Annotated in this window: 25 protein-coding genes and 3 pseudogenes; 8 read left to right on the top strand and 20 right to left on the bottom strand. The window is 69.6% G+C overall.

Annotated features, from left to right (window positions below; all coding sequences use genetic code 11):
* The gene (gene chrA, locus ASG60_RS05685; RefSeq protein WP_056384456.1) at positions 1–1,194 is read left to right on the top strand and encodes a chromate efflux transporter; all 1,194 of its coding nucleotides are present in this window, start codon (positions 1–3) and stop codon (positions 1,192–1,194) included.
* On the opposite strand, the gene ASG60_RS05680 is transcribed toward chrA, so the two are convergent.
* From ASG60_RS05680 to ASG60_RS22510, 7 genes are all read right to left on the bottom strand, one after another.
* Positions 1,195–1,935: a molybdopterin-dependent oxidoreductase gene (locus ASG60_RS05680; protein ID WP_056171180.1), complete on the bottom strand. Its 741-nt coding sequence runs from the start codon at positions 1,933–1,935 to the stop codon at positions 1,195–1,197.
* A complete protein-coding gene (locus tag ASG60_RS05675; RefSeq protein WP_056384455.1) occupies positions 1,928–2,647 on the bottom strand; it encodes a cytochrome b/b6 domain-containing protein in 720 nt (239 codons plus the stop codon). Before ASG60_RS05675 ends, ASG60_RS05680 begins: the two co-directional genes overlap by 8 nt.
* Positions 2,644–3,240 (bottom strand): SAM-dependent methyltransferase, encoded by a 597-nt coding sequence (locus ASG60_RS05670; RefSeq protein ID WP_056384454.1) that lies wholly within the window; start codon positions 3,238–3,240, stop codon positions 2,644–2,646. Before ASG60_RS05670 ends, ASG60_RS05675 begins: the two co-directional genes overlap by 4 nt.
* Positions 3,237–4,424, bottom strand: a complete 1,188-nt coding sequence (locus ASG60_RS05665; protein ID WP_056384453.1) for an acyl-CoA dehydrogenase family protein — start codon at positions 4,422–4,424, stop codon at positions 3,237–3,239. Before ASG60_RS05665 ends, ASG60_RS05670 begins: the two co-directional genes overlap by 4 nt.
* Before the next feature lie 129 nt (positions 4,425–4,553).
* Positions 4,554–5,813: an SfnB family sulfur acquisition oxidoreductase gene (locus ASG60_RS05660; RefSeq protein ID WP_056384452.1), complete on the bottom strand. Its 1,260-nt coding sequence runs from the start codon at positions 5,811–5,813 to the stop codon at positions 4,554–4,556.
* A 40-nt stretch (positions 5,814–5,853) separates the two neighbouring features.
* Positions 5,854–6,969 carry a dimethylsulfone monooxygenase SfnG gene (sfnG, locus tag ASG60_RS05655; RefSeq protein WP_056384451.1) on the bottom strand — a complete coding sequence of 372 codons (1,116 nt, stop codon included), beginning with the start codon at positions 6,967–6,969 and terminating at the stop codon, positions 5,854–5,856.
* A 14-nt stretch (positions 6,970–6,983) separates the two neighbouring features.
* Positions 6,984–7,283, bottom strand: coding sequence for a hypothetical protein (locus ASG60_RS22510; RefSeq protein WP_156398800.1), 300 nt, complete (start codon positions 7,281–7,283; stop codon positions 6,984–6,986).
* Between the two features lie 391 nt (positions 7,284–7,674).
* Between ASG60_RS22510 and ASG60_RS05650 the strand changes: the two genes are divergently transcribed.
* From ASG60_RS05650 to ASG60_RS05635, 4 genes are all read left to right on the top strand, one after another.
* Entirely contained in the window at positions 7,675–8,094 is a 420-nt protein-coding gene (locus tag ASG60_RS05650) for a hypothetical protein (protein WP_056384450.1), read from the top strand.
* A gap of 127 nt (positions 8,095–8,221) precedes the next feature.
* Positions 8,222–8,956 (top strand): LuxR family transcriptional regulator, encoded by a 735-nt coding sequence (locus ASG60_RS05645; RefSeq protein ID WP_056384449.1) that lies wholly within the window; start codon positions 8,222–8,224, stop codon positions 8,954–8,956.
* A gap of 88 nt (positions 8,957–9,044) precedes the next feature.
* On the top strand, positions 9,045–9,764 hold the full coding sequence (locus tag ASG60_RS05640; RefSeq protein WP_056265385.1) for an acyl-homoserine-lactone synthase: 720 nt from the start codon (positions 9,045–9,047) through the stop codon (positions 9,762–9,764).
* A 46-nt stretch (positions 9,765–9,810) separates the two neighbouring features.
* Positions 9,811–10,020, top strand: a complete 210-nt coding sequence (locus tag ASG60_RS05635) for a hypothetical protein (RefSeq protein ID WP_156368951.1) — start codon at positions 9,811–9,813, stop codon at positions 10,018–10,020.
* Positions 10,021–10,103: 83 nt separating this feature from the next.
* Here ASG60_RS05635 and ASG60_RS05630 read toward each other — a convergent pair whose 3' ends face one another.
* A complete protein-coding gene (locus ASG60_RS05630) occupies positions 10,104–10,748 on the bottom strand; it encodes a response regulator transcription factor (protein WP_082478997.1) in 645 nt (214 codons plus the stop codon).
* 361 nt (positions 10,749–11,109) lie between these two features.
* On the opposite strand from ASG60_RS05630, the gene rocF reads away from it, so the two are divergent.
* The gene (rocF, locus tag ASG60_RS05625; protein ID WP_056171150.1) at positions 11,110–12,039 is read left to right on the top strand and encodes an arginase; all 930 of its coding nucleotides are present in this window, start codon (positions 11,110–11,112) and stop codon (positions 12,037–12,039) included.
* 39 nt (positions 12,040–12,078) lie between these two features.
* Here the strand turns inward: rocF and ASG60_RS23710 are convergent, their stop codons facing one another.
* The 7 genes and pseudogenes from ASG60_RS23710 to ASG60_RS05595 all read right to left on the bottom strand — a co-directional run bounded on the left by ASG60_RS23710 (position 12,079) and on the right by ASG60_RS05595 (position 17,947).
* Positions 12,079–13,599, bottom strand: a complete 1,521-nt coding sequence (locus tag ASG60_RS23710; protein WP_056171147.1) for a methyl-accepting chemotaxis protein — start codon at positions 13,597–13,599, stop codon at positions 12,079–12,081.
* Positions 13,596–13,916, bottom strand: coding sequence for a hypothetical protein (locus ASG60_RS05615; protein ID WP_056171144.1), 321 nt, complete (start codon positions 13,914–13,916; stop codon positions 13,596–13,598). The genes ASG60_RS23710 and ASG60_RS05615 overlap by 4 nt, the downstream gene beginning before the upstream one ends.
* A gap of 182 nt (positions 13,917–14,098) precedes the next feature.
* Positions 14,099–14,558 (bottom strand): annotated as a pseudogene (locus ASG60_RS23340) (sugar transferase); the annotation flags it as partial.
* A 99-nt stretch (positions 14,559–14,657) separates the two neighbouring features.
* Positions 14,658–15,062: pseudogene (locus ASG60_RS23335) on the bottom strand (undecaprenyl-phosphate glucose phosphotransferase); the annotation flags it as partial.
* A 1-nt stretch (position 15,063) separates the two neighbouring features.
* Positions 15,064–15,879 (bottom strand): annotated as a pseudogene (locus ASG60_RS21810) (undecaprenyl-phosphate glucose phosphotransferase); the annotation flags it as partial.
* A gap of 108 nt (positions 15,880–15,987) precedes the next feature.
* The gene (locus tag ASG60_RS05600; protein ID WP_244476583.1) at positions 15,988–17,196 is read right to left on the bottom strand and encodes a glycosyltransferase family 4 protein; all 1,209 of its coding nucleotides are present in this window, start codon (positions 17,194–17,196) and stop codon (positions 15,988–15,990) included.
* 178 nt (positions 17,197–17,374) lie between these two features.
* Positions 17,375–17,947: a polysaccharide biosynthesis/export family protein gene (locus ASG60_RS05595; protein ID WP_056171477.1), complete on the bottom strand. Its 573-nt coding sequence runs from the start codon at positions 17,945–17,947 to the stop codon at positions 17,375–17,377.
* Between the two features lie 198 nt (positions 17,948–18,145).
* Here ASG60_RS05595 and ASG60_RS05590 point away from each other — a divergent pair, with 198 nt between their 5' ends.
* On the top strand, positions 18,146–20,428 hold the full coding sequence (locus ASG60_RS05590) for a GumC family protein (RefSeq protein WP_056303999.1): 2,283 nt from the start codon (positions 18,146–18,148) through the stop codon (positions 20,426–20,428).
* Between the two features lie 61 nt (positions 20,429–20,489).
* On the opposite strand, the gene ASG60_RS05585 is transcribed toward ASG60_RS05590, so the two are convergent.
* Entirely contained in the window at positions 20,490–21,662 is a 1,173-nt protein-coding gene (locus ASG60_RS05585) for a GNAT family N-acetyltransferase (RefSeq protein ID WP_056171476.1), read from the bottom strand.
* A gap of 180 nt (positions 21,663–21,842) precedes the next feature.
* Here ASG60_RS05585 and ASG60_RS05580 point away from each other — a divergent pair, with 180 nt between their 5' ends.
* Positions 21,843–22,892 (top strand): polysaccharide deacetylase family protein, encoded by a 1,050-nt coding sequence (locus ASG60_RS05580; protein WP_056171470.1) that lies wholly within the window; start codon positions 21,843–21,845, stop codon positions 22,890–22,892.
* Positions 22,893–22,919: 27 nt separating this feature from the next.
* Here the strand turns inward: ASG60_RS05580 and ASG60_RS05575 are convergent, their stop codons facing one another.
* From ASG60_RS05575 to ASG60_RS05560, 4 genes are all read right to left on the bottom strand, one after another.
* Positions 22,920–23,291: a hypothetical protein gene (locus ASG60_RS05575; RefSeq protein WP_056171468.1), complete on the bottom strand. Its 372-nt coding sequence runs from the start codon at positions 23,289–23,291 to the stop codon at positions 22,920–22,922.
* Positions 23,292–23,374: 83 nt separating this feature from the next.
* Positions 23,375–23,587 carry a DUF2842 domain-containing protein gene (locus tag ASG60_RS05570; RefSeq protein WP_056171466.1) on the bottom strand — a complete coding sequence of 71 codons (213 nt, stop codon included), beginning with the start codon at positions 23,585–23,587 and terminating at the stop codon, positions 23,375–23,377.
* A gap of 160 nt (positions 23,588–23,747) precedes the next feature.
* Positions 23,748–24,539 (bottom strand): ABC transporter ATP-binding protein, encoded by a 792-nt coding sequence (locus ASG60_RS05565; RefSeq protein WP_200947653.1) that lies wholly within the window; start codon positions 24,537–24,539, stop codon positions 23,748–23,750.
* Positions 24,527–25,279, bottom strand: coding sequence for an ABC transporter permease (locus ASG60_RS05560; RefSeq protein WP_056358726.1), 753 nt, complete (start codon positions 25,277–25,279; stop codon positions 24,527–24,529). The genes ASG60_RS05565 and ASG60_RS05560 overlap by 13 nt, the downstream gene beginning before the upstream one ends.
* Positions 25,280–25,282 lie beyond the last annotated feature (3 nt).

The raw sequence follows: 25,282 nt of genomic DNA, 5'->3' as shown, positions 1-25,282 counted from the left end.
TTGCCTGACTCCCCAGCAGGCTCCGTCCGGGAAGTCTTCGTTGCCTTCCTGAAGCTCGGCCTCACGGCCTTCGGCGGCCCCGTCGCCCATCTCGGCTACTTTCGCGAGGCCTTCGTGGCGCGGCGGCGCTGGATCGACGAAGCGGCCTACGCCGACCTCGTCGCCCTGTGCCAGTTCCTCCCCGGTCCCGCCTCGAGCCAGATCGGGTTCGCCCTTGGAATCCTTCGGGTGGGGAGCCTGTGGGGCGGGCTCGCGGCCTTTGCGGGCTTCACCCTGCCGTCCGCCCTGATCCTCGTCGGAATCGCCTACGGCGCCGGATCGGGCGGCCCCATGCTGGCTGGCCTCCTGCACGGCCTCAAGCTCGTTGCCGTGGCGGTCGTGGCCCAGGCCGTCTGGGGCATGGCCAGAACCCTGGCGCCGGACCCCATGCGTGCCGGGATCGCACTCGGCGCGCTCTGGCTCGCGGTGCTGGCCCCGACGGCGTTCGGTCAGATCGGTGCGATCGGGTTCGGCGCCGTCGCCGGCCTCGTCCTGTGCCGGGCGATGGCTCCCACCCCGGTCGGACACCTCTCCGGTCCCCTGTCCCGGCGGACGGGGACCGTGGCGCTGACGCTGTTTCTGGGGCTGCTTGTCGGCTTGCCGATCCTGGCGACCTGGATGCCCTCGCAGGGCATCGCCGTGGTCGATGCGTTCTACCGGGCCGGAGCCCTCGTCTTCGGCGGCGGCCACGTGGTGCTGCCGCTCCTGCGGGCCGGCACCGTCGATCCGGGCTGGATCGGCGCCGACGCGTTCCTCGCCGGCTACGGCGCGGCGCAGGCCGTGCCGGGGCCCCTCTTCACCTTCGCGGCCTATCTGGGTGCCGCCCTGAAGCCGCCGCCGAACGGATTTCCGGGCGCTGCCCTGGCACTCGCGGCGATCTTCCTGCCCGGCCTCCTCCTCGTCACCGGCGCCCTGCCCTTCTGGGACGAACTCCGCAGGAAGCCCCTGGCCCAGGCGGCCCTGCGCGGGGGCAACGCCGCCGTGGTCGGGCTGCTCGCCGCCGCCCTCTACGATCCGGTCTGGACGGGCGCCATCGGCAGCGCCCGCGATGTGGCCCTCGCCGCCACCGCCTTCGTGCTCCTGACGGTGGGGGGCGTCGCGCCCTGGATCGTCGTCGGGCTGACGGCCCTCGGCGGCCTCGCTTCGGGCGGCTGATCAGATACCCGCGTACCAGGGGAAGCCGAGTTCGGCGACCATGCTGCCGCGTCCCTTGCCGTAGCCGTCGACGCGCTCGGCCGCCTCGATGGCCGAGATGTACTTGAGGCTCTTGTAGCCGAGCTGGCGTTCCACGCGCAGGCGCAGGGGCGCGCCGTGCTTCACCGGCAGGTCGCCTCCGTTCATGCCGTAGGCGAGGATGGTCTGCGGGTGGAGCGCGTCGAACAGGTCGTAGCTGTCCCACCAGCCATCGACGCTGCGGATTACGATGAAGCGGGCCTCAGGCTTCAGCCCCACCTGCGCGAGGAGACGGGCCAGGGGTACGCCGGTCCACTCGCCGATGGCCGACCAGCCCTGCTCGCAGGAATGCAGGGTCACCTGGGTGCGCGACGGCATCGCCTTGAGGTCGGCGAGGGAGAAGGCGCCGGGCCGCTCCACGAGGCCGGTGACGGGCAGCTTCCAGTCGGCGAACGCAGTTTGCCTCGATCGCTTGTAGGCGGGGTCGTCGGGATCGGTGGTGTTGATGGTGGGGAACACCGTCGAGATCTGGCTGCGGTCGAACTCGCGCACCAGGGGCTGGTGCCGGAGCAGCCAGCGCTGGACCGCGAAGGTGAGGCCGTTGCTCCAGTCGTAGGGGGTGGCCAGATGCGACAGGGCCGGCGCATCGCAGCCGCTCACGAGGCCGGCACCGAAGAGGGCCCCCGAACCGGTGAGGAGGCGGCGGCGCGACAGGTCACGCATCGGGTGTCTCCCGGTTGGCTGGCGTGTCCGGCGGAACGGCGAAGCGCCCGGTGATCATCGATCGCGTGAGGTTGACGGCCCCGCCGACGAAGACCTGACCGACATGGACGAGGAGGAACAGGACCAGCAGGCTGGCGAAGACGAAGTGCAGGGTGCGGGCCGATTGCCGGCCGCCGAACAGGGTGAAAAGCTCGGGGAACGCCGCCGTGACGCCGGGCGACATGGTGAGGCCGGTGAGCACCATCAGGGGGAACAAGCCCAGGATCACGGCCAGATAGGCGAATTTCTGCAGGGCGTTGTAGCGCAGAGCCTCCCGCCCCGTGGCCGGCCGCAGCCGGGCATGGTCGGCGATCTCGCGGGCGAGGTGGTCGGGCGCCAGCTGATCCCGGTCCGGCAGCAGGTTGCGGCGCAGATGTCCGCCGAAGAGCGCGAGGAGCAGGTAGAGCCCGCCGTTGAGGACGAGGATCCAGGCGGCGAGGAAGTGGAGATTACGGCCCCAGCCGGTCTGCTCGAGGTTCACCGGGAGAGGCAGCGCCAGGGCGGCGGGGGCGTCGTTGGCGCCGGTCTCGCCCCAGAACAGGCGCGGCAGGGCGAGCAGGATTGCGATGCCGCTCACCAAGAGCGCGCCGAACGCAGCCGTGTTCACCCAATGGGTCAGGCGCACCCAGGCGCGGTGCCGGAACACCGTCTGCCGAGGCACCCGGCTGGTCATGGCGTGGCACCGATCGTCCGCAGCACATCGAGGCGGTAGCGGTCCGTACGGGTCTGGCGATACGGCTCCAGGGTACCGGCGGTTCCGGCGATGAGCGCCTCGACGGCGTCGTCGCCGCTGAGCGGATAGTTCGTCTCGCCGATCCAGTGGACGAGGACGATGTCGGCACCGGGCTTCACCGCCTGCACCATGTGTCCGGCGAGGCGGGCGAGGTCGGCGCGGGTGAAGAAGTACAGCACCTCCGATACCAGGATGAGGTCGAACCGGCCGGGCGGCCACGCGTCGGGCACCGCCGCGTGCAGGAACGCGACGTGCGGGCTGTCGGCGCAGCGGGCACGGGCCGCCGCGATGGCGGTCTCGGCGACGTCGAGGGACAGGAGCCGGGTGCAGCGTTCCGCCAGCCGCCGGGTCAGCACGCCGATGGAGCAGCCGACTTCCAGGGCCTCGCCATAGGTGTCTCGCGAGAGGGCCGCCAGGGTGGCGTCGTACTTGGCCGCCTCGTAGGCGCTGGTGGTGAACCCCCACGGGTCCGGGTTTCCGGCGTAGATGCCGTCGAAATAATCGGGCGGGAGGGATTCGGTGGGTCGGGTCATGCGGCGCGACCGGACTGGAGACCCGCGCGGTTCGAATCGCGCGGGTCGCGCCAGAGGGTGTCGGCCGGGCGGTCGTCGGCCAGCACGTGGGCGGCGGCGTGGGTCAGCGCCCGGTCGGGACCCGGCTGGCGCAGGTAGGTGGCGAGATCGCGCATGAGACGTTCCAGGGGGTGGGTCTGGAGGAAGCCGGCGAGCCCCACGGAGCGCTGGGCGCGCTCCAGCACGTCGAGGCCGGCGCGCTCCACGGCCATGCGGGTCAGGTTGACGTAGGCGATCACCCGCGCGGGCTCCGCGTCGGGGTCGTTGGCGAGGGCAGCGGCCCGGCCCACGAACAGCCGTGCCGTCTCCACGGCGATGGCCGCCTCGCCGAGACGCGCCGCCTGATGCGGGTCGCCACCGCGCCCGGTGGCGACGAGATGCGCCCGCACGGTATCGAACACGGCCTCGATCCCGCCGAGCTGCACGGCGGTGAAGCGCCAGGCGCCACCGGAAAAATGCGGCTCGCGGAAGTAATCGTCGGCCTCACCCACCGCCGCCTGCCCGTCCACGGGAAGCCCGGAGAAGTCGAGCACCCCCGAGGTCGAGGCGCGCATGCCGTGGGCGCACCACGACGACAGGTCGGACCGGATGTCGGGCTCCAGGGTGACGACGAGCATCTGCTGGCGCCCATCGGGCCGCCGCGCGGTGACGAGGGGTCGCGTCACCGATCCCGCCCCCGAGGCGAAGGATTTCACGCCACCGAGCAGGCCGGTCCCATGGGGATCGAGGTCGAGGCCGCCGGCCTGGGGCTGGGTGTTCCAGACCCCGAACAGGTGCCCGGCGCGGACATCCGCCGCGAGACGCGCGAGCACGGACTCGGACGCGTAGCGCAGGATCAGCGACAGGGCGTTGACGTGGCCCTCGTAGAGCCGCCCAAGGGCGAGGCTACCGCGGCCGACTTCCGCGAGGACGTCGAGGAGCACCGGCGCCATGGTGGGCGCATCGAGGCCAGCACCGCCGAGGGCCACGGGAAGCGGTGCCGCGAGCAGGCCGGCCTCATGGCAATGGGCCACGTCCTGCGCCGGAAATCCGCCGGTTCGGTCGAGGGCGTCCGCCCGCTCGGCGGCGAGCCGCGAAACCGCGCGGGCGGCGGCGCGGATTCGGGCAGGGCCGGCTTCGATGCGATCGGGGACGAGGAAGTTCATCCCTTGGAACATGGAACAGGCCTGAGCTTCCGCCAGTCGCCCAAGGGTCACGGCCCCCGCAAAACGTGCGGCTTTCCCGATGGCATTCGCTGCGGGTCCACCGCTCGGGCGCGGGCGGCCCTCTCCGTCTCAGCTCCAGGCGTGGAACGGGGGGGCGACCCCGTTGAGGGCGTGGTTGCCCACGATGGCGTATTTCCAGCGCACCGGGTCGTGCAGGGTGTGGGTGCGGGCGTTGCGCCAGTGCCGATCGAGGTTGTGCTCGTCGAGGGTCGAGCGGGTGCCGGCGAGTTCGAACAGGGTGTTGGTGGCCGCGAGCGCCACCTCCGTGGTCAGCACCTTCGCTTCCGCCACGGCGAGCTGTGCCGCCGCGACGCTGCCGGCGTCGGGGGCGGCCACCGCCGCGTCGAGGGCGAGGCCGGCTCGGTCGAGGAGGGCTTCCGCCGCGTGCAGGCGGATGGTGAGGTCGCCGACGATGGCGATGGTGTGGGGATCGTCCGAGGCCCGCTCCAGGCCGCTGTCGATCCAGGGCCGCGATTTCGTGCGCACGAACGCGACGGTCTCGGCCAGCGCCTCGCGGGCGATGCCGGCATCGACGGCGGCCTGGATGACCTGGAAGATCGCCCCGTTGGCGCTCGGACGTTCGTAGCCCTTCCACGCCGGCACGAGGTGGCTCTTCTCCACCCGCACGTCCTTGAGGATCACCGTGCCGCTCGCCGTGGTGCGCTGGCCGAAGCTCGACCAGTCGTCGATGACGGACAGGCCCGGCGCGTTGCGCTCGGCGATGGCGTACCAGGGGCGTCCCTGATCGTCGACGGCGACGATGGGCACGAGGTGGGCGAGCAGCGCCCCCGTCGCGTAGAACTTGCGACCGTGGACGATGACATGGTCGCCGTGATCGACGAAATGGGTCTTGAAGTCGGCGGCCCTCGGCGTGCCGCTCTCGGAGAAGGCGTTGCCGAAGCGGGTGCCGGCCAGCACCTTGCCGAACAGCAGGGCCTTCTGCGCGTCGTCCGACACGGTGTCGATGGCGGCGACGATGCCGAGATGGTTCTGGGCGATCTGGCCGATGGAGGGATCGGCCGCCGAGACGATGGCGATCACCTGTGCGAGGGTCCGGTAGGACACGCCCGGCCCGCCATGGGCCTTGGGCACGTTGATCGACCACAGGCCGCTCTGCGAGAAGGCGTCGAGCTCGGCGAAGGGCCGGCGCCCCGTGCGGTCGCGCTCGGCCGCCTCCGTGCGGAACGCGTCCGCCAGGACGTGGGCGACGCGGAGTGCTTCGGCGTCGTCGCGGACGATGTGGGCGGGCTCCGACGGCTTCTCGGGGCCGGGGACTCCCTGGGGCACGCGGTTGGCCTCAATGGCACTCGCGCTGACGGCGATGTTCATGGCTGTTCTCCGGAGGATGTCGGAAGGGCGGTCGTTCGATTCAGGCGGCTTCCGCCCGGCGCCCGCGCTCCGCCTCCAGGGCCCGCACCCGTGGGATGATGTGCGCACCGAAATACGCGACCTCCTCCTGGAAATGCAGGAAGGCCAGAAGGGCCAGATCGACGCCGGCCTCCTTCAGGGCGACGATGCGCTCGGCGATCTGGTCGGGCGTACCGATGAGGTTGGTCTTGAAGCCGTCGTTGTACTGGACGAGGTCCTCGAAGCTCGATTTCGCCCAGTTCCCCTCCCCTTCCGGCGAGGCTTTGCCGGCGTTCTTCGCTTCATGGCCGAAGGCCTTGACCGCCTCCGGGTCGGCGTTGTCGATGATCTCCTTGAGGACGGCGCGGGCCTCCTCCTCCGTGTCGCGGGCGATGACGAAGGCGTTGACGCCGACCTTGACGGAATGGCCGTTGGCCCGCGCCTTCGCCTGGATGTCGTCGACCTGGGCCCGGATGCCCTCGGGGGTGTTGCCGTTGGTGAAGTACCAATCGGACACCCGCGCCGCCATGTCCCGCGCCGCCCTCGACGAACCACCCTGGAAGATCTCCGGCTGCGGGTCGGCGGGTTTCGGTTTCAGGGTGTAATTCGTGTAGCGATAGAAATCGCCCCGGAAGGTGTAGTTGTCCTGGGTCCAGATTCCGCGCAGTGCCGTAATGAACTCTTCCGAGCGCCGATAGCGCTCGTCGTGGTCGAGCCAAGGCTCGCCGATGGCGCGGAACTCGCCCGAGAACCAGCCCGAGACCACGTTGATGGCGATGCGCCCCTCGCTCAACTGGCTGATGGTGGCGATCTGCTTGGCGGCCAGCGTCGGGTTCCATGGCCCCGGCAACAGGGCGGCGATCACCTTCAGTTTCGTGGTGGCGGCGAGCAGCGCATGACTGAAGGCCACGGATTCGTGCTGGTACTCAGCGCCGTAACCGGCGGTGAAGCGGATCTGCGTCAGGGCGTAGTCGAACCCTGCTTCCTCGGCGATCTGTGCCAGGCGCCGGTTGTAGGGCGCGTCCCAGCTCGTGCGTTGGGGAATCTTGCTGATGACGAGGCCGCCCGAGACATTGGGCACCCAGTAGGCGAACCGGATCGGGGCATCCGTCGCGTCGGCAGGTGGTCGAAGGCTCATGTGAGGATCCGCATTCAAAAGGGGATACGCCCGGCGCCGAGCGCCGGACATGGAGCAACGAACTTCGCGAATGCTGGAGATGCAGCAGCAAAGTTGGTCGAAATATCAGGCGGCCCACAAATATTTGCGGCACATTCTCGATCGATTTGAAGTATCGGCTCGTAATAGGTCTGCGTCAAAGGAAGCAAATGGCTTTTTGCGGCGCCGATGGAAAACAGCCTTCTCCCATTCGCATGTTCGACCACGCGATCGGTTCTCTGTCCGGCAGCACCGGGCTTTCCTCGGACAGGAGGGCGATGCTTCGCGGCGCGCAAGATTCCCCTCGTTCGCGCGGCGTTGCCGCCTTAAGGGGGGCGGGGCGGAATTCCGGAGTCACGAAGGAGGGGGCTATTGCAGGGCGTATGTCCGGCCGCCGCCGCATCGCTTCGGCCAACAGATCCGCAGGGGCCGGAGCGAAGTGCCCATTGCGCGCCATGAGCGGTTTTCCACCATCGATCCGACTGCGCTTCTCTATTGGGCAGTTCGGTGGTCGTCTCGTGAGCAGATTACGTAAATTAAAGGCAATGTACCGATCCGCAATACGACGCGGATTGTCAGAATAAGCCGGACGTTTAAGAGGGCGTTAACGATTCGGCGGCCAGATTGGGTGGATCGTTTCTTGATCGGCTGCACATCGCATCCGGACCGGCAGGCAGGATCATCGCCATGGCTCGTGCGTCCCTTCCGCCCCTCGTCGTGCTGCTGGCCGGCGACGAGTTGACCCGTTCGATCACCACGAGTTGCCTGGAAGCCTCCGGCTACGATGTCCTCAGCGCCCGCACGGCCGGCGAGGTCGAAGCGTTGCTCCTGAGTCAGACCGTCCTGCGCCGGGTCGATGTCCTGGTGACCGATGCCGACGTGCGCGACGCCGTCGAGGGCGTATCCCTCGGGGCCGTCGCCCGCTGCCTCGATCCCGCCGTCGGAGTGATCTACACCACGCGCTCGCCGCGCACCCTGCCCGACGCCATCGTGGGGGGGGCACCCTGTCTGCGCACGCCCTATCATGCGCATCAGCTCGTGCGTCTCATCGCCGATCTGCCCCGGTCGCCGGAACCGGGCCGGACCGCCGTACGCCGGGCTGCTTGAGGCTGCGCCCTTCGCGGGCACGGTGCGACCCACCGGGTGATGCGTCGGGCGGCTACCTCACGCCTTCAACCTTTCACAAACCATCGATCCTGTTACAATCGCAGGAGGAATTCGCCGAGTAACGCTTGTGCACGATGTTCGTCAGACCGCGTTCGACATTATCCATCGGCTGCGATCGGCGGGGACTCAGCGGGCAGTCTATGCGGAGTTGCGCCGCACGGGGGCGATCTTCGGCTACGACGCGTTCCTCATCGGCGGCCTGCCGCAGTCACCGAACGAGAACCTGTCCGACTGTTCGCTGATTTCGGGCTGGCCGCTCGGCTGGGCGCAGCGTTACCAGGAGCGGAACCACCTCCATCGGGACCCGGTCATCCGCTACATCCGGGCGACGACGGAGCCGTTCCTGTGGCAGGAGGCGGCGACCCGTGGCGACGGGCACGGCCTCACCGTGATGAACGAGGCACGGGAGTACGGCCTCAGGGAGGGCTTCTGCGTCCCCTTCCACGAACTCGACGGCGGCGAGGCCGGGGTCAGCTTCGGCGGTACGCAGGTGCGGCTGTCGGATGATGCCCGCGCCGGCCTGCACCTCGTGGCGATCTACGCCATGTCCCGGGCCAAGGCGATCGCGCGCCGGATGCAGGACGACGATGCGGCGGATCGGGCTTTCGCGGGGCTGACCGACCGAGAGGTCGAGTGCCTGAAATGGGCCGCCGCCGGCAAGACCGCCTGGGAGACCTCCGTGATCTTGTCGATCTCCGCACGCACGGTGGAGCATCACCTCGCGGCCGCGGCGCGCAAGCTCAACGCGGCCAGTCGCGTCCAGAGCGTCGCCGAAGCCTTGCGGCGGGGCATCATAAGCTGATTCCAGCCGCCGCGATCCTCCGTAGATCTACGGATGCCTGATCGACCCAAGCTTGGCCAGAACTCCCTGCATCGCAGGGAGATCGGGCATGTTGAAGGTTCTGAGCGGCGACGTCGAGGCGCGGAATCCCGTCCTCATGGATCGGATCTATCGCTTCCGGCACGATTTTTTCGTCGATCACCTCAAGTGGGAGGCCTGCCGCAAGCCGGACGGCCGCGAGCGCGACCAGTTCGACGGGCCTGACTGCCTGCACGTCGTCGGCCAAGAACCGGTCGGCCGACAAACGACCGATCAAGAATTGGCCGGTCAACAGACGGCCGGTCAGGCGAGCGAAGTCATCGTCTCCTACTCGCGCCTGTTGCCCACCACCCGACCGCACCTGCAGACCCACCTTTATCCGGAACTCCTCAAGGGCGCGTCGGCGCCGTCGGGGCCGCGCATCTACGAATGGACGCGCTGCGCCGTGGCTCCGGCCAAGCGCGAAAGCGCCAAGGGCGTGGATGCCGTCTCGGGTGCCTCCTTCACCGCCGTGGCCGAGGCCGCCGAACATTTCGGCCTCGAAGGGCTCCTGGTCCAGACCCACCCGGTGCTGGTGACGCGCCTCATGGAGATGGGCTGGGACGTGGAGCCCCTCGCCCTGCCCTGCCCCTACGGCGATTCGCTCCTGCTACCGATCTACGCACGCCTGACCCCGGAGACTGTGGCCACCTGTCGACGGGTGTTCGGCCTGCCCGGATCGGTGCTGCGGATGCCCGCCCCCGACAGTCCGCGGCCAGCCGCGCGGTCCTCCCGCCGCCCGATGCCGTGAGCGGATCGCCACAACGCCCTTTCCCGTCTGTTGCCAGAGTACCACGATGCCGACCTTCCCCCACGAAATGCCCCTTCGCGCCCGTTCCGATCAGGACATCCCGGATCTCGAGGTCGAGCTCGTCTACCGCGCCGTCGATCACGCCATCCAACTGCGGGAATCCGTGGACCGGATTGCCGATCCGCTTCTGCGCACCCTGACCGATACGCTCCTGTTCGAGCTCGGCCGCCGCCTGGCGCGTCTGGAGGGCGAATGAAGGTGGGCACATGACCACGCTTGCGGGTGGGCCGCCGATCCGCAGGCGTGACGCGCCCTGCGCGGGCGGCCCCCGGCCGGACTTCAGGACCGTGTCCGGATATGGTCGAAATCGAGCCCGGCCGTCTCGATGACGATCTGGGTCCGGCTGCCCACTTCGAGCTTGCGCAGGATCTCCGTGACATGCGCCTTCACGGTGGAATCGCCGACCTGGAGGGCATGGGCGATCTGCTTGTTGAGCTTGCCCTGGCGGATCATGCCGAGCACTCGCATCTGCTGGGGCGTGAGCCGGGCGACGCGCTCTGCGAGTTGCGTCCGCTCGGGCCGATTCGCGGCGCCGGCCAGGGCGGGCGGCAGGGAGAGGCCGCCCGCCAGGACGTCCGCGATCGCCCGCGTGAGGGTCGCCTTGTCCACCGCCTTGGGGACGAAGCCGGCCGCGCCGTGATGGATGGCGTCGCGCATGATGCGCGGATCGTCGAGGCCTGACACCACGAGGATCGGCACGCGGGCGAACTGCGCCCGGATGGTGGCGAGGCCGTCGAAACCCTGCACGCCCTGCATCGACAGGTCGAGGAGAACGAGCTCGATGGCTCGCTCGCGCCCCAGGGTGGCGCAGGCGCCGGCAATCCCGTCCGCCTCGTGGAGCACCGCCCCCGGATAGGCGAGGGCGAGCGTGCTGGCCAAGGCCTCGCGAAACAGCGGGTGGTCGTCGACGATGAGAAGATGCATGGCGCGCTCACCTTGGGTCGGAACGATCCTGCGATGGTTCACACCGACCGCTTCCCGTCCAGCCTTCCCGTGCGGCGGCGGCGCCAGGGGGGAGCACGGTGCGGCCGTGGTGTCGAACGGGACCCAGGCTCCGTCCCCACCTGGGCTTCGTCTGCACCTAAGCAGGATTGCGCCATCGGGCCAACGTTCCCCCGGCCCACGTCCGGGAAGCGACTGGCCGTGCTGCGCGTCGGGATCCCTCGCGAGGCCGGGCACCGGTTTTGCAGATCCCGTCCCCAACACTTCCCGGCAGCCGCGAACCGTCTTCGGATCGTCACCTCGCGGCTCCATGCGGGACCGGAACGGGAAGGCGATCAGACCCATGGACAGCCGACGCTGCATCCTCATCGGCGCGCCCGTGCAGGCGGGCACACGGCGTCTCGGCTGCGATATGGGACCGAGCGCCTACCGGGCGGCCGGCCTCGGGCCTGCGCTCGCCGCCCTCGGCCTCGCCGTCGAGGATCGCGGCAATCTCGCGCCCTCGCCCGTCTCCGTCCCGTGCCACCCCAACCCGGCCGTCCACGGTCTCGCCGAGGTCGCAGCCTGGACCGCCGCCCTCACGGGGGCCGCCGACGACGCAGCGGGCGCGGGGGTGCCGATCTTTCTCGGCGGCGACCACAGCCTGTCGGCGGGGACCGTCGCGGGCATGAGCCGGCGGGCGGCCCGCGAAGGGCGCCCGCTCTTCGTGCTGTGGCTCGACGCTCACCCGGACCTGCATACCCTCGACACCACCACGAGCGGCAACCTCCACGGGGTGCCCATGGCCTACGCCACGGGGGCTTCGGGCTTCGAAGGTTACCTGCCGCCGCTGGGCGCACCCGTCGATCCGCGCCACGTCTGCATGATCGGCCTGCGCAGCGTCGATCCGGCGGAGCGCGCGGCGCTGGCCACGGCGGGCATCCGCGTCCACGACATGCGCGCCATCGACGAGAACGGCATCGGCGTGCTGCTGGCGGGTTTTCTCGACCGGGTGTCGGGCGCCGGCGGTCTCCTGCACGTGAGCCTCGACGTCGATTTCCTCGAGCCCGGCATCGCGCCGGGGGTGGGCACCACGGTGCCGGGCGGCGCCACGTTCCGCGAGGCGCATCTCGCCATGGAGATGCTGCACGACAGTGGCCTCGTGCGCGGCCTCGATCTGGTCGAACTCAACCCGTTCCTCGACGAGCGCGGCCGCACCGCCCTGCTCATGTCGGATCTCGCCGCCAGTCTCATGGGCCGCCGGGTCCTCGACCGGCCGACCCCGAGTTTCTGATGGAAGGCCTGAAGGCGCTTGATTGCGAGGGGGTGTGGATCAGGCCGCCTGGGCCGATTCGGCGTGAAGGTCGCGGAGAAACGCGGCCGTGACATCTTCCAGAAGGACGACCTGATCGCGCACGGCCCGTGTCGAGGTCTGGACCTCGTCGGCCACGGCCGTGGTCGTTCCGAGGGCGGCCGCGACGGCGGTCACCTGGGTGGTGGCCGATTGCGCGTCCTCTACGGCGGCACCGACATTGGCGTCCATGGCCCGCGTCGCCGCGCGCTGGCGCTCGATGGCCTCAAACATCGCCGAAGTCGTGCGTTCGACATCGGCGATCCGCGCCGCGAAGCCGCGCATGAAGGCGATGGAGGTCTGCGTCGCTCCCTCGACGTCGCGGATCTGGGCCGCGATCTCTTCCGTCGCCCGGGCGGTCTGGCCGGCCAGCGTCTTCACCTCCGCCGCGACCACGGCGAAGCCCCGGCCGGCCGGGCCGGCGCGCGCGGCCTCGATGGTGGCGTTGAGGGCGAGCAGGTTGGTCTGCTCGGCCACCTGCCGGATCGCCGTGATCACCGAGCCGATCCGCTCGACGGAGACGGTGAGAGCGCCGATGGTCTCGCCGGTCTGGCGCGCCTCGTCGGCGGCGGCACGGGTGACGGTGTCGGTGGCCGCGAGGTGCCCGGCGATCTCGTCGGCCGCCGCCGTGAGACCGAGGCAGGTCTGCGCGATCTGATGGATGTTGCGACCGGCGTGCCGCGAACTCGCCGTCGCGCCGTCCGTGGTGTGCGTCGTCTCCTGGGCGAACCGCATGAGGCGGCCAGCGCTGCCCTCCATGGTTCCGAGGGTCTGGCCGATGGTCCCCACGGCACGGCCCACTATCCCCTGGAACGCCTGGACCTGAGCCTCGACGGCGAGCATCCGGGCCCGCTCGGCCTCGACCCTGGCCTCGATTTGAGCCATGGCCCGAGCCTTCAGGGTCTCGGCGGCGTCCCGGTCGGCCACGCTCTGCTGCAGGGCATCGCTCGCTGCGGCCCCGGCCTGGAGGCTCGCCACCAGCCAGACGAGGACACCGGTCTGGGCGATCAGGATGACGGCATGGAGGAGGACCCGGTCGATCCCCGCGCCATCCGGGAAGACGAAGCTCGGCACGATCAGGGAGAGCCCGAGATGGTGCACGGCGACAACGGCGGCGTAGGCCACCAGGGCCTTCCAATCGAGCCAGGCGGCGACGATGGCGAGGCAGGCGAAGAAGTACATGTGCACGTCGAGCTGGAGCGAGCGCCCGCCGCCCTCGCGGTGGAGGATCGCCACGAGAACCGCGACGAGGCCGGCGAGCGCCATGCTGGAAGCGATCCGGGTTCGTGCCCCGATGAGGCTGCGCGTGCTCAGAATGGTCGGCGGAAGCGCGAGGGCGAGGGCGGCCCCCGCCGCCGCCGCGTTCGGCAGGCTGCCTTGCCACGCGTTGAGCCCGATGACGAGGGCGACATTGACCCAAAGGAGCGCCACGATCGTCTTGCCGGACGTGGTCCGGATCTTGTCCAGTGTGGAGGCCCGTGGTGGAACCGGGTGCAGCGTCATGGGGCATTACCGAAGGGTTCACGCGTCGTCGGACAACCCGAGACGCTGCTGGCGTTGACGACGACCCAGGCCCCGGCCGCGCGCAGGCGCTGCGGGAAGTCCGCGTGCTCCGACACGGCAACCGCCATCCCGGCCATCCCGGCCTCGCGCAGCACGCGGCCGTCTGCCTCTCTGATGAGTTCGAGGAGCCGGATGGCGTTCGACCAGGGCGGAGCGATTACCAAAACGGGGCGGCCGGCCTCGGGCGCACCCACGATCAGGAGCGGGATTCCGATGGCCATTGCGAAGGGGACGAGCAGGTCGGACAGGAGCGCCATGAACAATGAATAGGCCTGCTTCCTTTGAAGAAGCTCTTAACGCTGCTTGAGTAAGCGCGTTGCCGGACGGCCTATCACTTGAGTTTCACCAATGGTGATCGGTTCAGGTGAGGCTGAAGATTGGTTGTTGCCGGCTCACGCGATGCCGGAAATGGTGGATCTATTTGTGTCGAACGGTGGGCTCAATAAGCATTTTTGGTGCTGATCAAAGACATCGGTGTCGCGAGCATGTCGCCACGCCAGCCGTTGACCTGCGCCCAGCCGGTGATCCCCGGCTTGACCTTGTGGCGGGCGAAATAACCGTCCACCACCTGATCGTAGAGCGTGTTCGAGACGTGACCCTGCAGGGCGTGGGGCCGCGGCCCGACGAGGGACAACTCACCCTTGATCACGTTGAACAGCTGCGGCAACTCGTCCAGGGACGTCCGGCGGATGAAGCGGCCCACCGGCGTCACCCGCGGGTCGCCCCGGGTCACCTGCCGGCTCGCGGCGACGTCGGCCTTGTCGTTGTACATCGAGCGGAACTTGTAGACCTCGATGGCCTCGTTGTTGAAGCCGTAGCGCTTCTGCCGGAACAGGACCGGACCGGGCGAGGTGAGGGCGACGGCCAAGGCCACGCCGAGCATCACCGGGCTGAGCGCCNTCGTTGTTGAAGCCGTAGCGCTTCTGCCGGAACAGGACCGGACCGGGCGAGGTGAGGGCGACGGCCAAGGCCACGCCGAGCATCACCGGGCTGAGCGCCACCAGCATGGCGAGACCGACGAGGCGGTCGAACACGCTCTTGGCGATGATGTCCCAGTCGGCCATCGGCTTGTCGAACACGTCGAGCACCGGCACCGTGCCGAGGTAGGAGTAGGCRCGCGGGCGCAGGCGCAGTTTCGAGGCCTGGGCCGAGAGGCGGATGTCGATGGGCAGGACCCAGAGCTTGGCCAGCATCTGGAGGATGCGGTCCTCGGCGGTGATGGGGATGGTGAAGATGACGAGGTCGAGGCGGGTGGTGCGGGCATAGGCGACGAGGTCGTCGACGGTGCCGAGCTTGGGGTACCCCGCCACGACGGTGTCGGAGCGCCGGTCGCCGCGGTCGTCGAACACGCCGACGATGCGGATGCCGGACTCGGCCTGGGCGTCGAGGGCGCGGATCAGGTCNGGTGAGGTCGCGGTCGTGGTCATGGAGGATGCGGTCCTCGGCGGTGATGGGGATGGTGAAGATGACGAGGTCGAGGCGGGTGGTGCGGGCATAGGCGACGAGGTCGTCGACGGTGCCGAGCTTGGGGTACCCCGCCACGACGGTGTCGGAGCGCCGGTCGCCGCGGTCGTCGAACACGCCGACGATGCGGATGCCGGACTCGGCCTGGGCGTCGAGGGCGCGGATCAGGTCTTCGGCCACGGGCCCGCCACCCACGATGGCCGTGCGCCGGTCGAACCGGCCACGCCGCGTCTGGGCACGGATGATCCGGGACAGGGTGAAGCGGCCGAGCAGGAGCAGGCCGAGGCCCGCGACGAAGACGGTGCCCAGCCAGACGCGCGAGTAATGGTCGGCGACCTTGGCAAACACCATCACGGTCGCCACGACGAGGAGAACGAGCGTCCAGGCGGCCACGAGGCGCAAGGCCGGCTTCAGGAAGCCGCGCAAGGCCCCGATGCCGTAGAGCCCCATGACTTGGAAGAGGATCACCGCGACCGTGGCGATGCCGAGGATCGCCGTGGCGTAACGCGGACCGAGCGGAACGACGCCCGCGAGCTGGAGCCATTGCGTGGCCAGACCCGTGACACCGATGAGGGCGAACTCCGCGATCCGCACACAGCCCGTCAGCACGACGGGCGAGAAGGCCGGTGCCGGCCGAGCCGTGGCCTCGGCCGGGGGGATCGCGCTCGAGCCGCTCGGCAGAGAAGCTTCCTGTTCGGAAGCGGGAAACGGTCGGGCCGCGGCTTCCAAAAGGTCGCGGACGTCGAAGGCACTCATCGTCAGGGCTTCCGGACTTCGGTCAACGTCGCGTCACCACGACGATGATCCACTCTGTCAGGAAGGCCTCACGGAACGTTTAACGGTCCCGGTGGTACGGGCTCCGGATCAGATCGCCTGTCCCGCATGCGCGGCGGCGGGCTCGGCTTTGACACGGGCTCGGAAGGCGGCGGCATAGCCCGACAGGACATCGGCGCCCATGCGCTTCATCGAGAAGCGCACCTGGACCGAGGCACCGAGATCGGCGAACCGCGCCGCGCGGGCATCGGGGGCTTCGTCGAGCACCCGGACGATGGCGTCCTTGAGAGCGCCCGCATCCCGGGGAGGGACGAGGTGGGACGCAGCCGCCCCGAAGATTTCGGGAATCCCGCCGACATTCGTCGCCACCAGGGGGTGCTCGGCCGCAGCCGCTTCGAGCACCACGTAGGGCAGGGATTCGGCCAGGGACGGCACCACCATGATCCTGCCCCGCGCCAATACGGCACGGATGGGCTGAGGCGCCTCGAACGCGACGGCGTCGCCGAGTCCCATGGCCCGGACACGGGCGGCCAGGAGGTCGGCATCGGGACCGGAGCCCACCATCAACAGGCGTAAGTTCCGGCCCTCTTCTCGCAAACTCGCCAAGGCTTCGAGGAGAAAGGGCACACCCTTGGCATCCCGCAATTCGCCGATATAGAGCAGATCGTAGGGATCTGCCGCGGGCGCGACGGGCAGGAACTCGGATTCGCAGATCCCATTGTGGACGATCCGGGTCAAGCGGGCCGTACCCGCATGAGCGCGGTGGCGCCCGGCGACGTACTCGCTCTCGAACAGGAACAGATCCGTCCGCAGGGCCAGAAGGCGCTCGATGCCCATGTAGAGCCTGTGCCGGATCGTGCCGGGCTTGTAGTTGTAGCTGCCCCCATGGGGCGTATAGGCCCGAATCGGATTGGGTCCGGCGACCCTCGCCGCCCGCGCGTAGACGCCGCCCTTGGCTCCATGGCCGTGCAGCACCGTAGCCCCCGTGATCCTGGCCCGCTCGGCGAGGACGCGCAGAGCCGTCAGGTCGGAGGGATGGGGATTCCGGTGCATCGGCACCCGAACGATCCCGAGTGCCAGGCTGGGCGCGAGTGCTGCGAAGGCCTGGGCCGCCCGATCCCCACCGGTGTTCGCATCGCAGACGATGCCGACCTGATGACCGGCTGCTGCCTGCAGTCGGGCGAGATCGACCACGTGGCGGAACAGGCCCCCCACGGGGGCTCGGAAAACGTGGATGATGCGGTGAGAGGTGGGTGACGGGCCTTCGGCCAGGGTGGCGGAACGAGATGCGTTCGAAATGGAAGCGGACGCATTCACGATCGGATTCTCCACGCGGCAACCGGCGGGCGGCGGCGCCCGGATGGCCGTGATCCTGTCGTCAGCGGGATGGCGGGAACATTAAGAGCATCCCGGTCACATGCTCCAACTTCGACTTGCGGTTACGCAAGGCTTAAAGGCGCCGTTTCGCGCGGATGCCTCAGAAGAAGCGCTCCTTGACCACAATGGTGTCGCCCGGGCGAACCGGGTAGGTCATCGGCACGATGCCCGAGACGAGGCCGCCACGACCCTCACGGGTCAGGACAGCGTAGTCGCGCGCCGCCCGCGGGCCGAATCCCGCGGCGATGGCCACGGCCGTCTCCACGGCCATGCCGTTGACGTAAGGGTATTGGCCGGAGTTCGTGACTTCGCCCAGGATGTAGAATGGGCGGTAGGCATCGACCTCCACGGTGACGTGCGGCTCACGCACGAAGCCGGACGCGAGCTTGGCCTCGACGGTACGGGCGGCCTGCGCCGTGGACTGACCGCCAACCTTGACGAGGCCGATGAGGGGCATCGCGATACTGCCGTCCCCATCGACGGCATAGATGTTGGATAGGTTGTCCTGCCCGAAGACGATCACCCGCAGGCGGTCGCCCGCCGACAGGGTATAGCGCGCACCGATCGAGCCCGTCGTCGTGGCGTCGAGCTGTTCCGTCCGGAAGTCCGGACGCAGGCAGCCGCCCAGCGCGAAGCTGGACGAAAGAGTGAGAAGAAGTGTGCGTCGGTTCATCACCAATGCCGCCATGACCATGAATTCTGGTCTCGATCCCTAGGGGCATATGGTTAAGGAATGCTGATCCGGGCTCCTGCCCGGTGGTTCTGTGCCGGGACTGCCCGGTCTTAACGCGTGATCAACCTTAATATGATTGCCTGATGCGACGAAGGCCGGCCTACGGCCGCTGCCTCGCACGAGCGTAAAGATCGATCCATGCCTCGCTCATCGCCGAACTTTGCCGGTCCGTCGGTCCTGCACAGGGCCGGGGACGGCCTCGGGCTCGCCCAGCTCGCCAGCCTTCTGCGCCGCTCCTGGCGTTGGATCGCCGTCCCGACGGTGGTCGCGGGGCTCGGTGCCATCGCGTTCGTACAGGTTGTGCCGCCGCGCTACACCGGCGAGGCGAAGCTTCTCCTCGAGAGCCGGGAGGCAGCCTTCACGCGCTCGACCCAGGAGCGGGGCGAGCAGGTGGCACCCATCGACGAGCAGGCCGTCGCCAGTCAGGTCCAGGTGGTGATGTCCCGCGATCTCGCTCGCGAGGCGATTCGCCGGCTCAAACTCGTGGGCAACGCCGAGTTCGATCCGGAGGTGGCCGGCATCGGCCCGGTTCAGCGTCTTCTCATGATGATCGGCCTCGCCAAGAACCCCCTGGAACGGGCGCCCGAGGATCGGGTGCTCGAAGCCTATTTCGACCGACTCCTGGTTTATCCGGCGGGGAAGTCGCGGATCCTCACGGTCGAGTTCCGCGCGAAGGATCCGGAACTCGCCGCGCAGGCCGCCAACACCATCGCCGAACTCTATATCACCTCTCTGGAGGCCGCGAAGACCGATACCGCCCGCTACGCCTCGACCTGGCTCGGCGGCAACATCGAGACCCTGCGAACCCGCGTCGCCGAAGCCGAGGCGAAGGTCGAGGCGTATCGTGCCCGCAACGGCCTCATCGGAGGCGGTACGGCGAGCCAGCCGCTGAGCGCGCAACAACTCGGCGAACTCTCGACGCAGCTATCGCAGGCCCGCACCGTCAAGGCCGATCTCGCCGGACGGGCCAAACTGATCAAGGAAATGATCAAGGACGGTCGTGCCTTCGAGATCCCGGATGTCGCCAACAACGAAATCATCCGCCGCACGGTGGAGCAGCGCATCACCCTGCGCGGCCAGCTTGCCCTGGAGGCCCGCACGCTCCTGCCGGCCCACCCGCGCATCAAGGAACTGACGGCGCAGATCGCCGACCTCGACACGCAGATCAAGGCCACCGCCGAGCGCATCGTCCGGACCATGGAGAACGACGCCCGGATCGCCGAGGCCCGCGTCGAAAGTCTGAGTGCGACCGTCGATGCCCAGCGCGATGTCGTCTGGAAGGGCAATTCGAGCGAGGTTCAACTGCGGGCCCTCGAGCGCGAGGCCAAGGCCCAGCGTGAGCAGCTCGAATCCTACCTGTCCCGCTACCGCGAAGCCTCCGCTCGCGACGCCGAGAGCGCGACCCCCGCCGACGCCCGCATCGTTTCGCGCGCCGTGGTGCCGGAAACTCCCTCCTTCCCCAAGAAGCTGCCGGTTATCACGCTGGCTGTGATCATGGCTCTTCTGTTTTCGATGGGCGGCGTCATCGCCCGCCATCTTCTCACGGATCCCGATGATATCCGGCGCAAGCGCGCGGATGCGGATGCTGAGACCAAGGCCGAAGCCGATGGGGGCGAGCCGTCCGGCTCCGCATCGTCGCGCTTCACCTTCCCGGAGGCGTCGCCGGCATTGGCCCGCCACGGCGTCACCACCGCGACTTCCTTCGAGCCCATGGTCGCCTCGGCATCGGTCGTTCCCGCCGCCGCGCCCGTTCCTGCAGTCACTCCGGCGCCCGGCCGGTTTGCGCTCGACGGGCTCGTGGCGCGCCTGAGTGAGGATGCGTACGCGGGAATCGGCCGCCGGGTCCTCTTTGCGGAAACCCTGGATCCGGTGGAAACCCAGGACGGCGGCATGGGTGACCCCGCCGGAACCCTGGCGGGTACCCTGGCCGAAGCCCTTGCGGTCGGTGCGCGCACCGTGGTGCTCGATCTGAATGGCCCAGCCTGTGGCCCCGAGGATGCCGGCCTCACGGACCTCGTCGCCGGCGAAGCGGCTTTTCTCGATGTGATCCAGCGAATTCCCGGGTCGCGCCTCGACAGGGTCCAGCGCGGCTTCCTCGACATCGACGTGCTGAGCGAGGAGCCGGAAGCCTTGGAGATTGCCCTCGATGCCCTGGCGCAAGCCTACGATTGGGTGCTCTGCCGCCTTCACGGAGCGGAGACCGAAGCGGCCCAGGCGCTTCTGTCGGCGGTGGGCGGCGCCATGGACACGGTGGTGATCGCTTCGAACCGGGAGGCGGACGATGCCGAACTCGTTCATCTCTTCGCCCTGGCAGAAGCATCCGGCGCCAGCCGTATTCTCGTGGCCCGGGACCGGACCGTCGCCGAGACACCCGTTCGGGGGTTCGGTGCCGACCTCGAACTGCGTCGTTCGGCGGCCTGAACGGGCGCCGACTTCTGCGCCTTCCGAGCGCCGGCCGCCCCCCGAGCCGACGCCTCCCGCGCTACTGCGCGAGCGCACCTGCCCGCCAGTGGCGTAGGCGGCCGACCAGGGTCGACAGGCGCGGATCACGCTTGATCCGCCGCTTGAGCCGGGCAACGCCCACGGTCTTGAGGAGGAGGATCCGACCGGGCAGGGACACGGGAATCGTGACCTCGCCGAGCTCGATGGTCTCGTCACATGTGTTGGCCTTGTAGCGCGCCTCGCCGACGCCGAGGTCGAGGGCGCGGCGGCCACGCTCCGCCTGATCCCGGATCAGATACTGCAGCAGAATATCACCGGGGCTCGATCGGCTCACAGCCGGATCCTGGTCGAACGACGTCATCATGCCGCTGTAGCGGGCCGCGTCCACTGCGCCGGCGAAGACCGCGAACACCCGCCCGCTCTCGGTGCCCACCAGGGCCGCGACTTCGATGGCCGGTTCGTCGGAGCGTCCGTTCCGGCGCGCGCCGGCGGCGAGGAAGCCGCGCACGCCCGCATCGGCATAGGGGTTGGCGATCCCCATGGCGGAAAAACGCGATGCCTTCTGGGCGTAGAACGCGTCGAGGTAGGCGGTGACCTCCGCATCGGTCCGCGCCATCCGGTATGCCACCGGGCCGAACGCCTCGACGAGCTTCTTCTCCTTGGCGCGCAGTTTCTTGCGGGCGTCGGTACTGAACACCCGCTTGACCGTGGATTCCGCATCGGGCCCCAGCAGGAGGCCGTAGGCGTCGCTCGGCGAAGGCTCGGCCCGGAAGCCGAGGGGGTTGGCGGCACCCTCCCAAAAAAAGGGCTGGTGCGAGAAGGCGTAGGCGGCGATGCCGGCGGCCCGGGCTGCCGCACGGAGAGGCTCTGCCAGATCCTCGGGCCGCAGGGCGGCTGCCGCGCGCGAGGCGAAGAGGGGCATATGGAAGTTGGCGTGCTTCCCGCCGACGACCCGTGCGACACGCAGGCCGTGCTCGTACGTCAGGTGACAGGGGATCAGCACCTGCGGTCGACCGGCCGCGTCGCGTACCACGAAGACACGAAGCACGGCGTCCGGTTCGGTCCGCAGATAGGCGGAGACCCAGTCGAAGCGCTGGTAGGGGGTCATCAGGACCGCCGGATCGGCTTCCAGGCCGCGCCACAGGGCCTCGACGGCGGCCAAATCGGAATAGACCTCCGTGGTCAGGCTGCCGCGCGCCGTATCCCGTATCATCTCCACTCCGCCTAGATCGTGCACGCCGCCCGTCACCACCGTCGCTCCCGCTCGCTCGGCGTCGAGGGAGCGCTCAGGCTCTTAAACGACGGGTGAAGCGCCGGGGCCGTCCTGTCGGCGTGGGTAACGAAACCTTGCCGGTTCCGGGACGACTATCGCTGGCCCACGTTCGGAGTTTCGATGTCGACAGCCCGCCGCCACCGCCTGTTCGAGGCCGGGTTCCGGACCATCGCGGCGACGGGGGCCGACCGCTGGCTCGCGCCCCTGGCCCGGGGACGGGGGGTGATCCTCACCTTTCATCATGTCCGCCCCGAGCCGCCCGGCGCCTACGCGCCCAATCGGCTGCTGGCCATCACACCGGACTTCCTGGATCACGTCCTCCTCACCCTGGCCCGACGCGGGTTCGAGGTGATCTCCCTCGATGCGGTGCCCGAGCGGCTCGCGGGGACGGGGCGCGCGCCCTTCGCCGTCCTGACCTTCGACGACGGCTACCGGGACAATGTCGAGCACGCCGCCCCGGTCCTGAGACGGCACGGCGCCCCCTGGACCCTGTTCGTCACCAGCGACTTCGCCGGTGGGCGCGGTCGCCTGTGGTGGCTCGAACTGGAGCGGGCGATCGGTCGCCTCCGGCGGGTGCGGCTTCCCGGTACGCAGATCGACCTGCCCGCGGGCAGCGACGCGGAGAAACGGGCGGCGTTCGAGGTGGTCTACCGCCACCTGCGCGCCGGACCCGAAGGGCATCTTCTCGCGGAGATCGCGGGCCTGTGCGAGCAGGCCGGCATCGCGGCAGGGACCCTGGCACGCGAACTGTGCCTGAGCTGGGACGAGCTCAGGGGGCTCGGCCGCGACCCGACCGTGACCTTCGGCGCCCATACGATCAGCCACCCGATGCTCGCCAAGCATGACGCGGCGACCCTGCGGCGGGAGGTCGAGGCGGGCCGCGAGGATCTCGCCCGCGAACTCGGCCGCCCGGTGCGGCACCTGTCCTATCCGGTCGGCGACCCGAGTTCCGCGGGCCAGCGGGAGTTCGCCCTGGCGCGGCAGCTCGGCTTCTCGACGGCGGTGACGACGCGGCCGGGCCACCTGTTCCCTGGGCACGTCGACCACCTGCAGGCCCTGCCGCGCGTCTCGGTGAACGGCTGCCACCAGAGCCCGGCCGCCCTCGCGTCCCTGCTCTCGGGTGTGCCGTTCCTGGCCTGGAACCGGGGGCGGCGCCTCAACGTCGGTTGAACGGAAAGGTCTTGGCGATCAGTCGGATCAGCGCCGGCGGTGACGGCGATACGAGCGCGACCCGCCGCCGGTGTCGAAGCTCGCGCTCTGGCGGCCGTGGCGGCCGTAGCGACTGCGCCGTCCCCGACGGCCGGTCTCCTGCACCGTCGGCAGGGCGGCGGCGATGCTGGACGGCAGGGCCGCCAGGGCCGTGGCGACGGAGGCCGAGGCGGTCGCCGCTCCTGCGGAAATGCCGGCCGCAACGTTCTTGGCGGCCGGGCCGAACATCGCCAGGCACTGGTTGTAGGCGAGATCGTTCTTGAGGCGTTCGCACTCGCCCACGGAGCGCGGTGCGCCTTGGGCGGCGGCCAGGGTGGGGGCGAGGAAGGCCAGGAGAACCAGAGTCGGGCGGAGCGGCATGATGCGGGGAATCGACCTTCGGCGCGTTCGGGAGCGGGGCCGTTTGTGCCCCGCGAGTGCGGCGAAATCCCGGCGCCTTCCGGTCAAGCGTCGGAGTCGGGCCGCTGCATCCAACTGATGAGGGGCATCAGCGGGATGATCCAGGCGATGCCCAGGATGCAGTAGAGCACCGCCTGCACGGGGGCCGGGGTCTGCGAGATGCGGCTGTCGGCGAGCGCCATGGCGAGCGGCGCGTAGACGACGACGAAGGCCAGCATCGTGATGGTGCCGATCAGGGAGCGGGTGCGGCGGCGCATCGGCCTTCTCCTCGGGCGGTCCTACGGAGAAAACGGACGCCCCGGGCGGGGTTAAGCCCGGCGCACGCGCGGCGCAATGCGCCGGTCCGTCGCCCGGATGGAACGGCGCACGCCCCCCATGCGCCGAAGGCGCCGGTACGGTTCGGCCGGCGCGGCGCCGTCACAGCTCGGCCGAGCGGCCCGACAGTTCGGCCCGCAACTGGCGGGCGGCCTCCAGCAACGCGGCGTCGCGGCGGCGGCGGGGCCGGGGCACCGTGACGGTCATCTCCGCGGCGACCCGGCCGGGGGCGCCGGCCAGGACCACCACCCGGTCGGCCAGGGTGACGGCCTCGTCGATGTCGTGGGTGACGAACAGGATGGTCTTGCCGGTGGCCGCCTGGATGCGCTGCAGCTCGTCCTGCAGGCCTTCGCGGGTGAAGCTGTCGAGGGCCGAGAACGGTTCGTCCATGAGGAGCACGTCGGGATCGACGGCGAGGGCCCGGGCGATGGCGACGCGCTGGCGCTGGCCGCCCGAGAGCTGGTGCGGCCAGCGCTGGCCGAGGTCGGCCAAGCCCACCAGCGCCAGCATCTCGGCCGCCTTGGCGAGGCGCTGGGCCTTGGTGAGGCCGCTGCCCTCCAGCCCGAAGGCCACGTTGGCGACGACCCGGCGCCACGGCAGCAGGCGGGCGTCCTGGAACACCAGGGCCATGGGCGTGCGGCAGCCGGGGCGGGGCTCGACGCGCACGGTGCCGGCGCTCGGCTGGGCGAGGCCGATGAGCACCCGCAGGACCGTGGACTTGCCGACCCCGGATTCGCCGACGATGACGAGGAATTCGCCCCGCGCGATGGTGAGGTCGAGGTCGGCGAGGATCGTGTTGCGCACTCCTTCCCGCTCGTAGGCGAGGCTGAGGCCCTGGATGGCGATGATGGGCGAAGAGACGGGCGAGGGGACGGGCGTGCTCACGCGCGCCACCGCAGGAGCCAGCCCTGGAGGGCGACGAAGCCGGTGTCGAACAGGCCGTAGAGGCCGGCCATGGTGAGCATGTAGACGACCACGATGTCGGTGGAGAGGAGGCTGGAGGCCTGCATCATCCGCGCACCCACGCCCGGCACGCCGAAGATCTCGGCGGCGACCACCGCCATCCAGGCCTGGCCCAGGGCGGTGCGCAGGCCCACGAGGATGCCCGGGGTGGCGGCCGGCAGCAGGATCTTGACGAGGCGCGACCACGGCGAGCGGAAGCCGAAGGCCTGCGCCACCTCGACGAGGTCGCGGTCGACGCCGCGCACGGCGCCTTGGGTGGCGAAGAACACGATCCAGAACACGCCGATGGCGATGATGAACACGGCGGCCGAGGGCTGGACCCCGAACCAGATGATGGCGAAGGGCACCCAGGCGAGGCCGGGGATCGGCCGCAGCAGCCGCACGATCCAGGCGGTGACGGCCTCGAACCCCGAAAACATGCCGCTGAGGAGGCCGAGCGCGATGCCGGCCCCGGCGCCCACAGTGAGGCCGACGACGTAGTGGCTCAGGCTCGACCACACGGCCTCGCCCCACACGCCAAGCTGGATCTCCCGCAGGAAGGCGGCCGGAATCGTGCTCGGCGGCGGCAGGAAGGCCGGGTTGATGAGGCCGAGGCGCGGCATCGCTTCCCAGAACATCAGGAAGGCGGCGAGGCCGAGGGCGGAGAGCGCCGTGGCGCGGAACGCGGGCATGCG

It is taken from the genome of Methylobacterium sp. Leaf469, assembly GCF_001424745.1.
In the GTDB taxonomy this organism is placed as follows: Bacteria; Pseudomonadota; Alphaproteobacteria; order Rhizobiales; family Beijerinckiaceae; genus Methylobacterium.
This window is presented reverse-complemented; position numbering and strand designations above follow the sequence as displayed.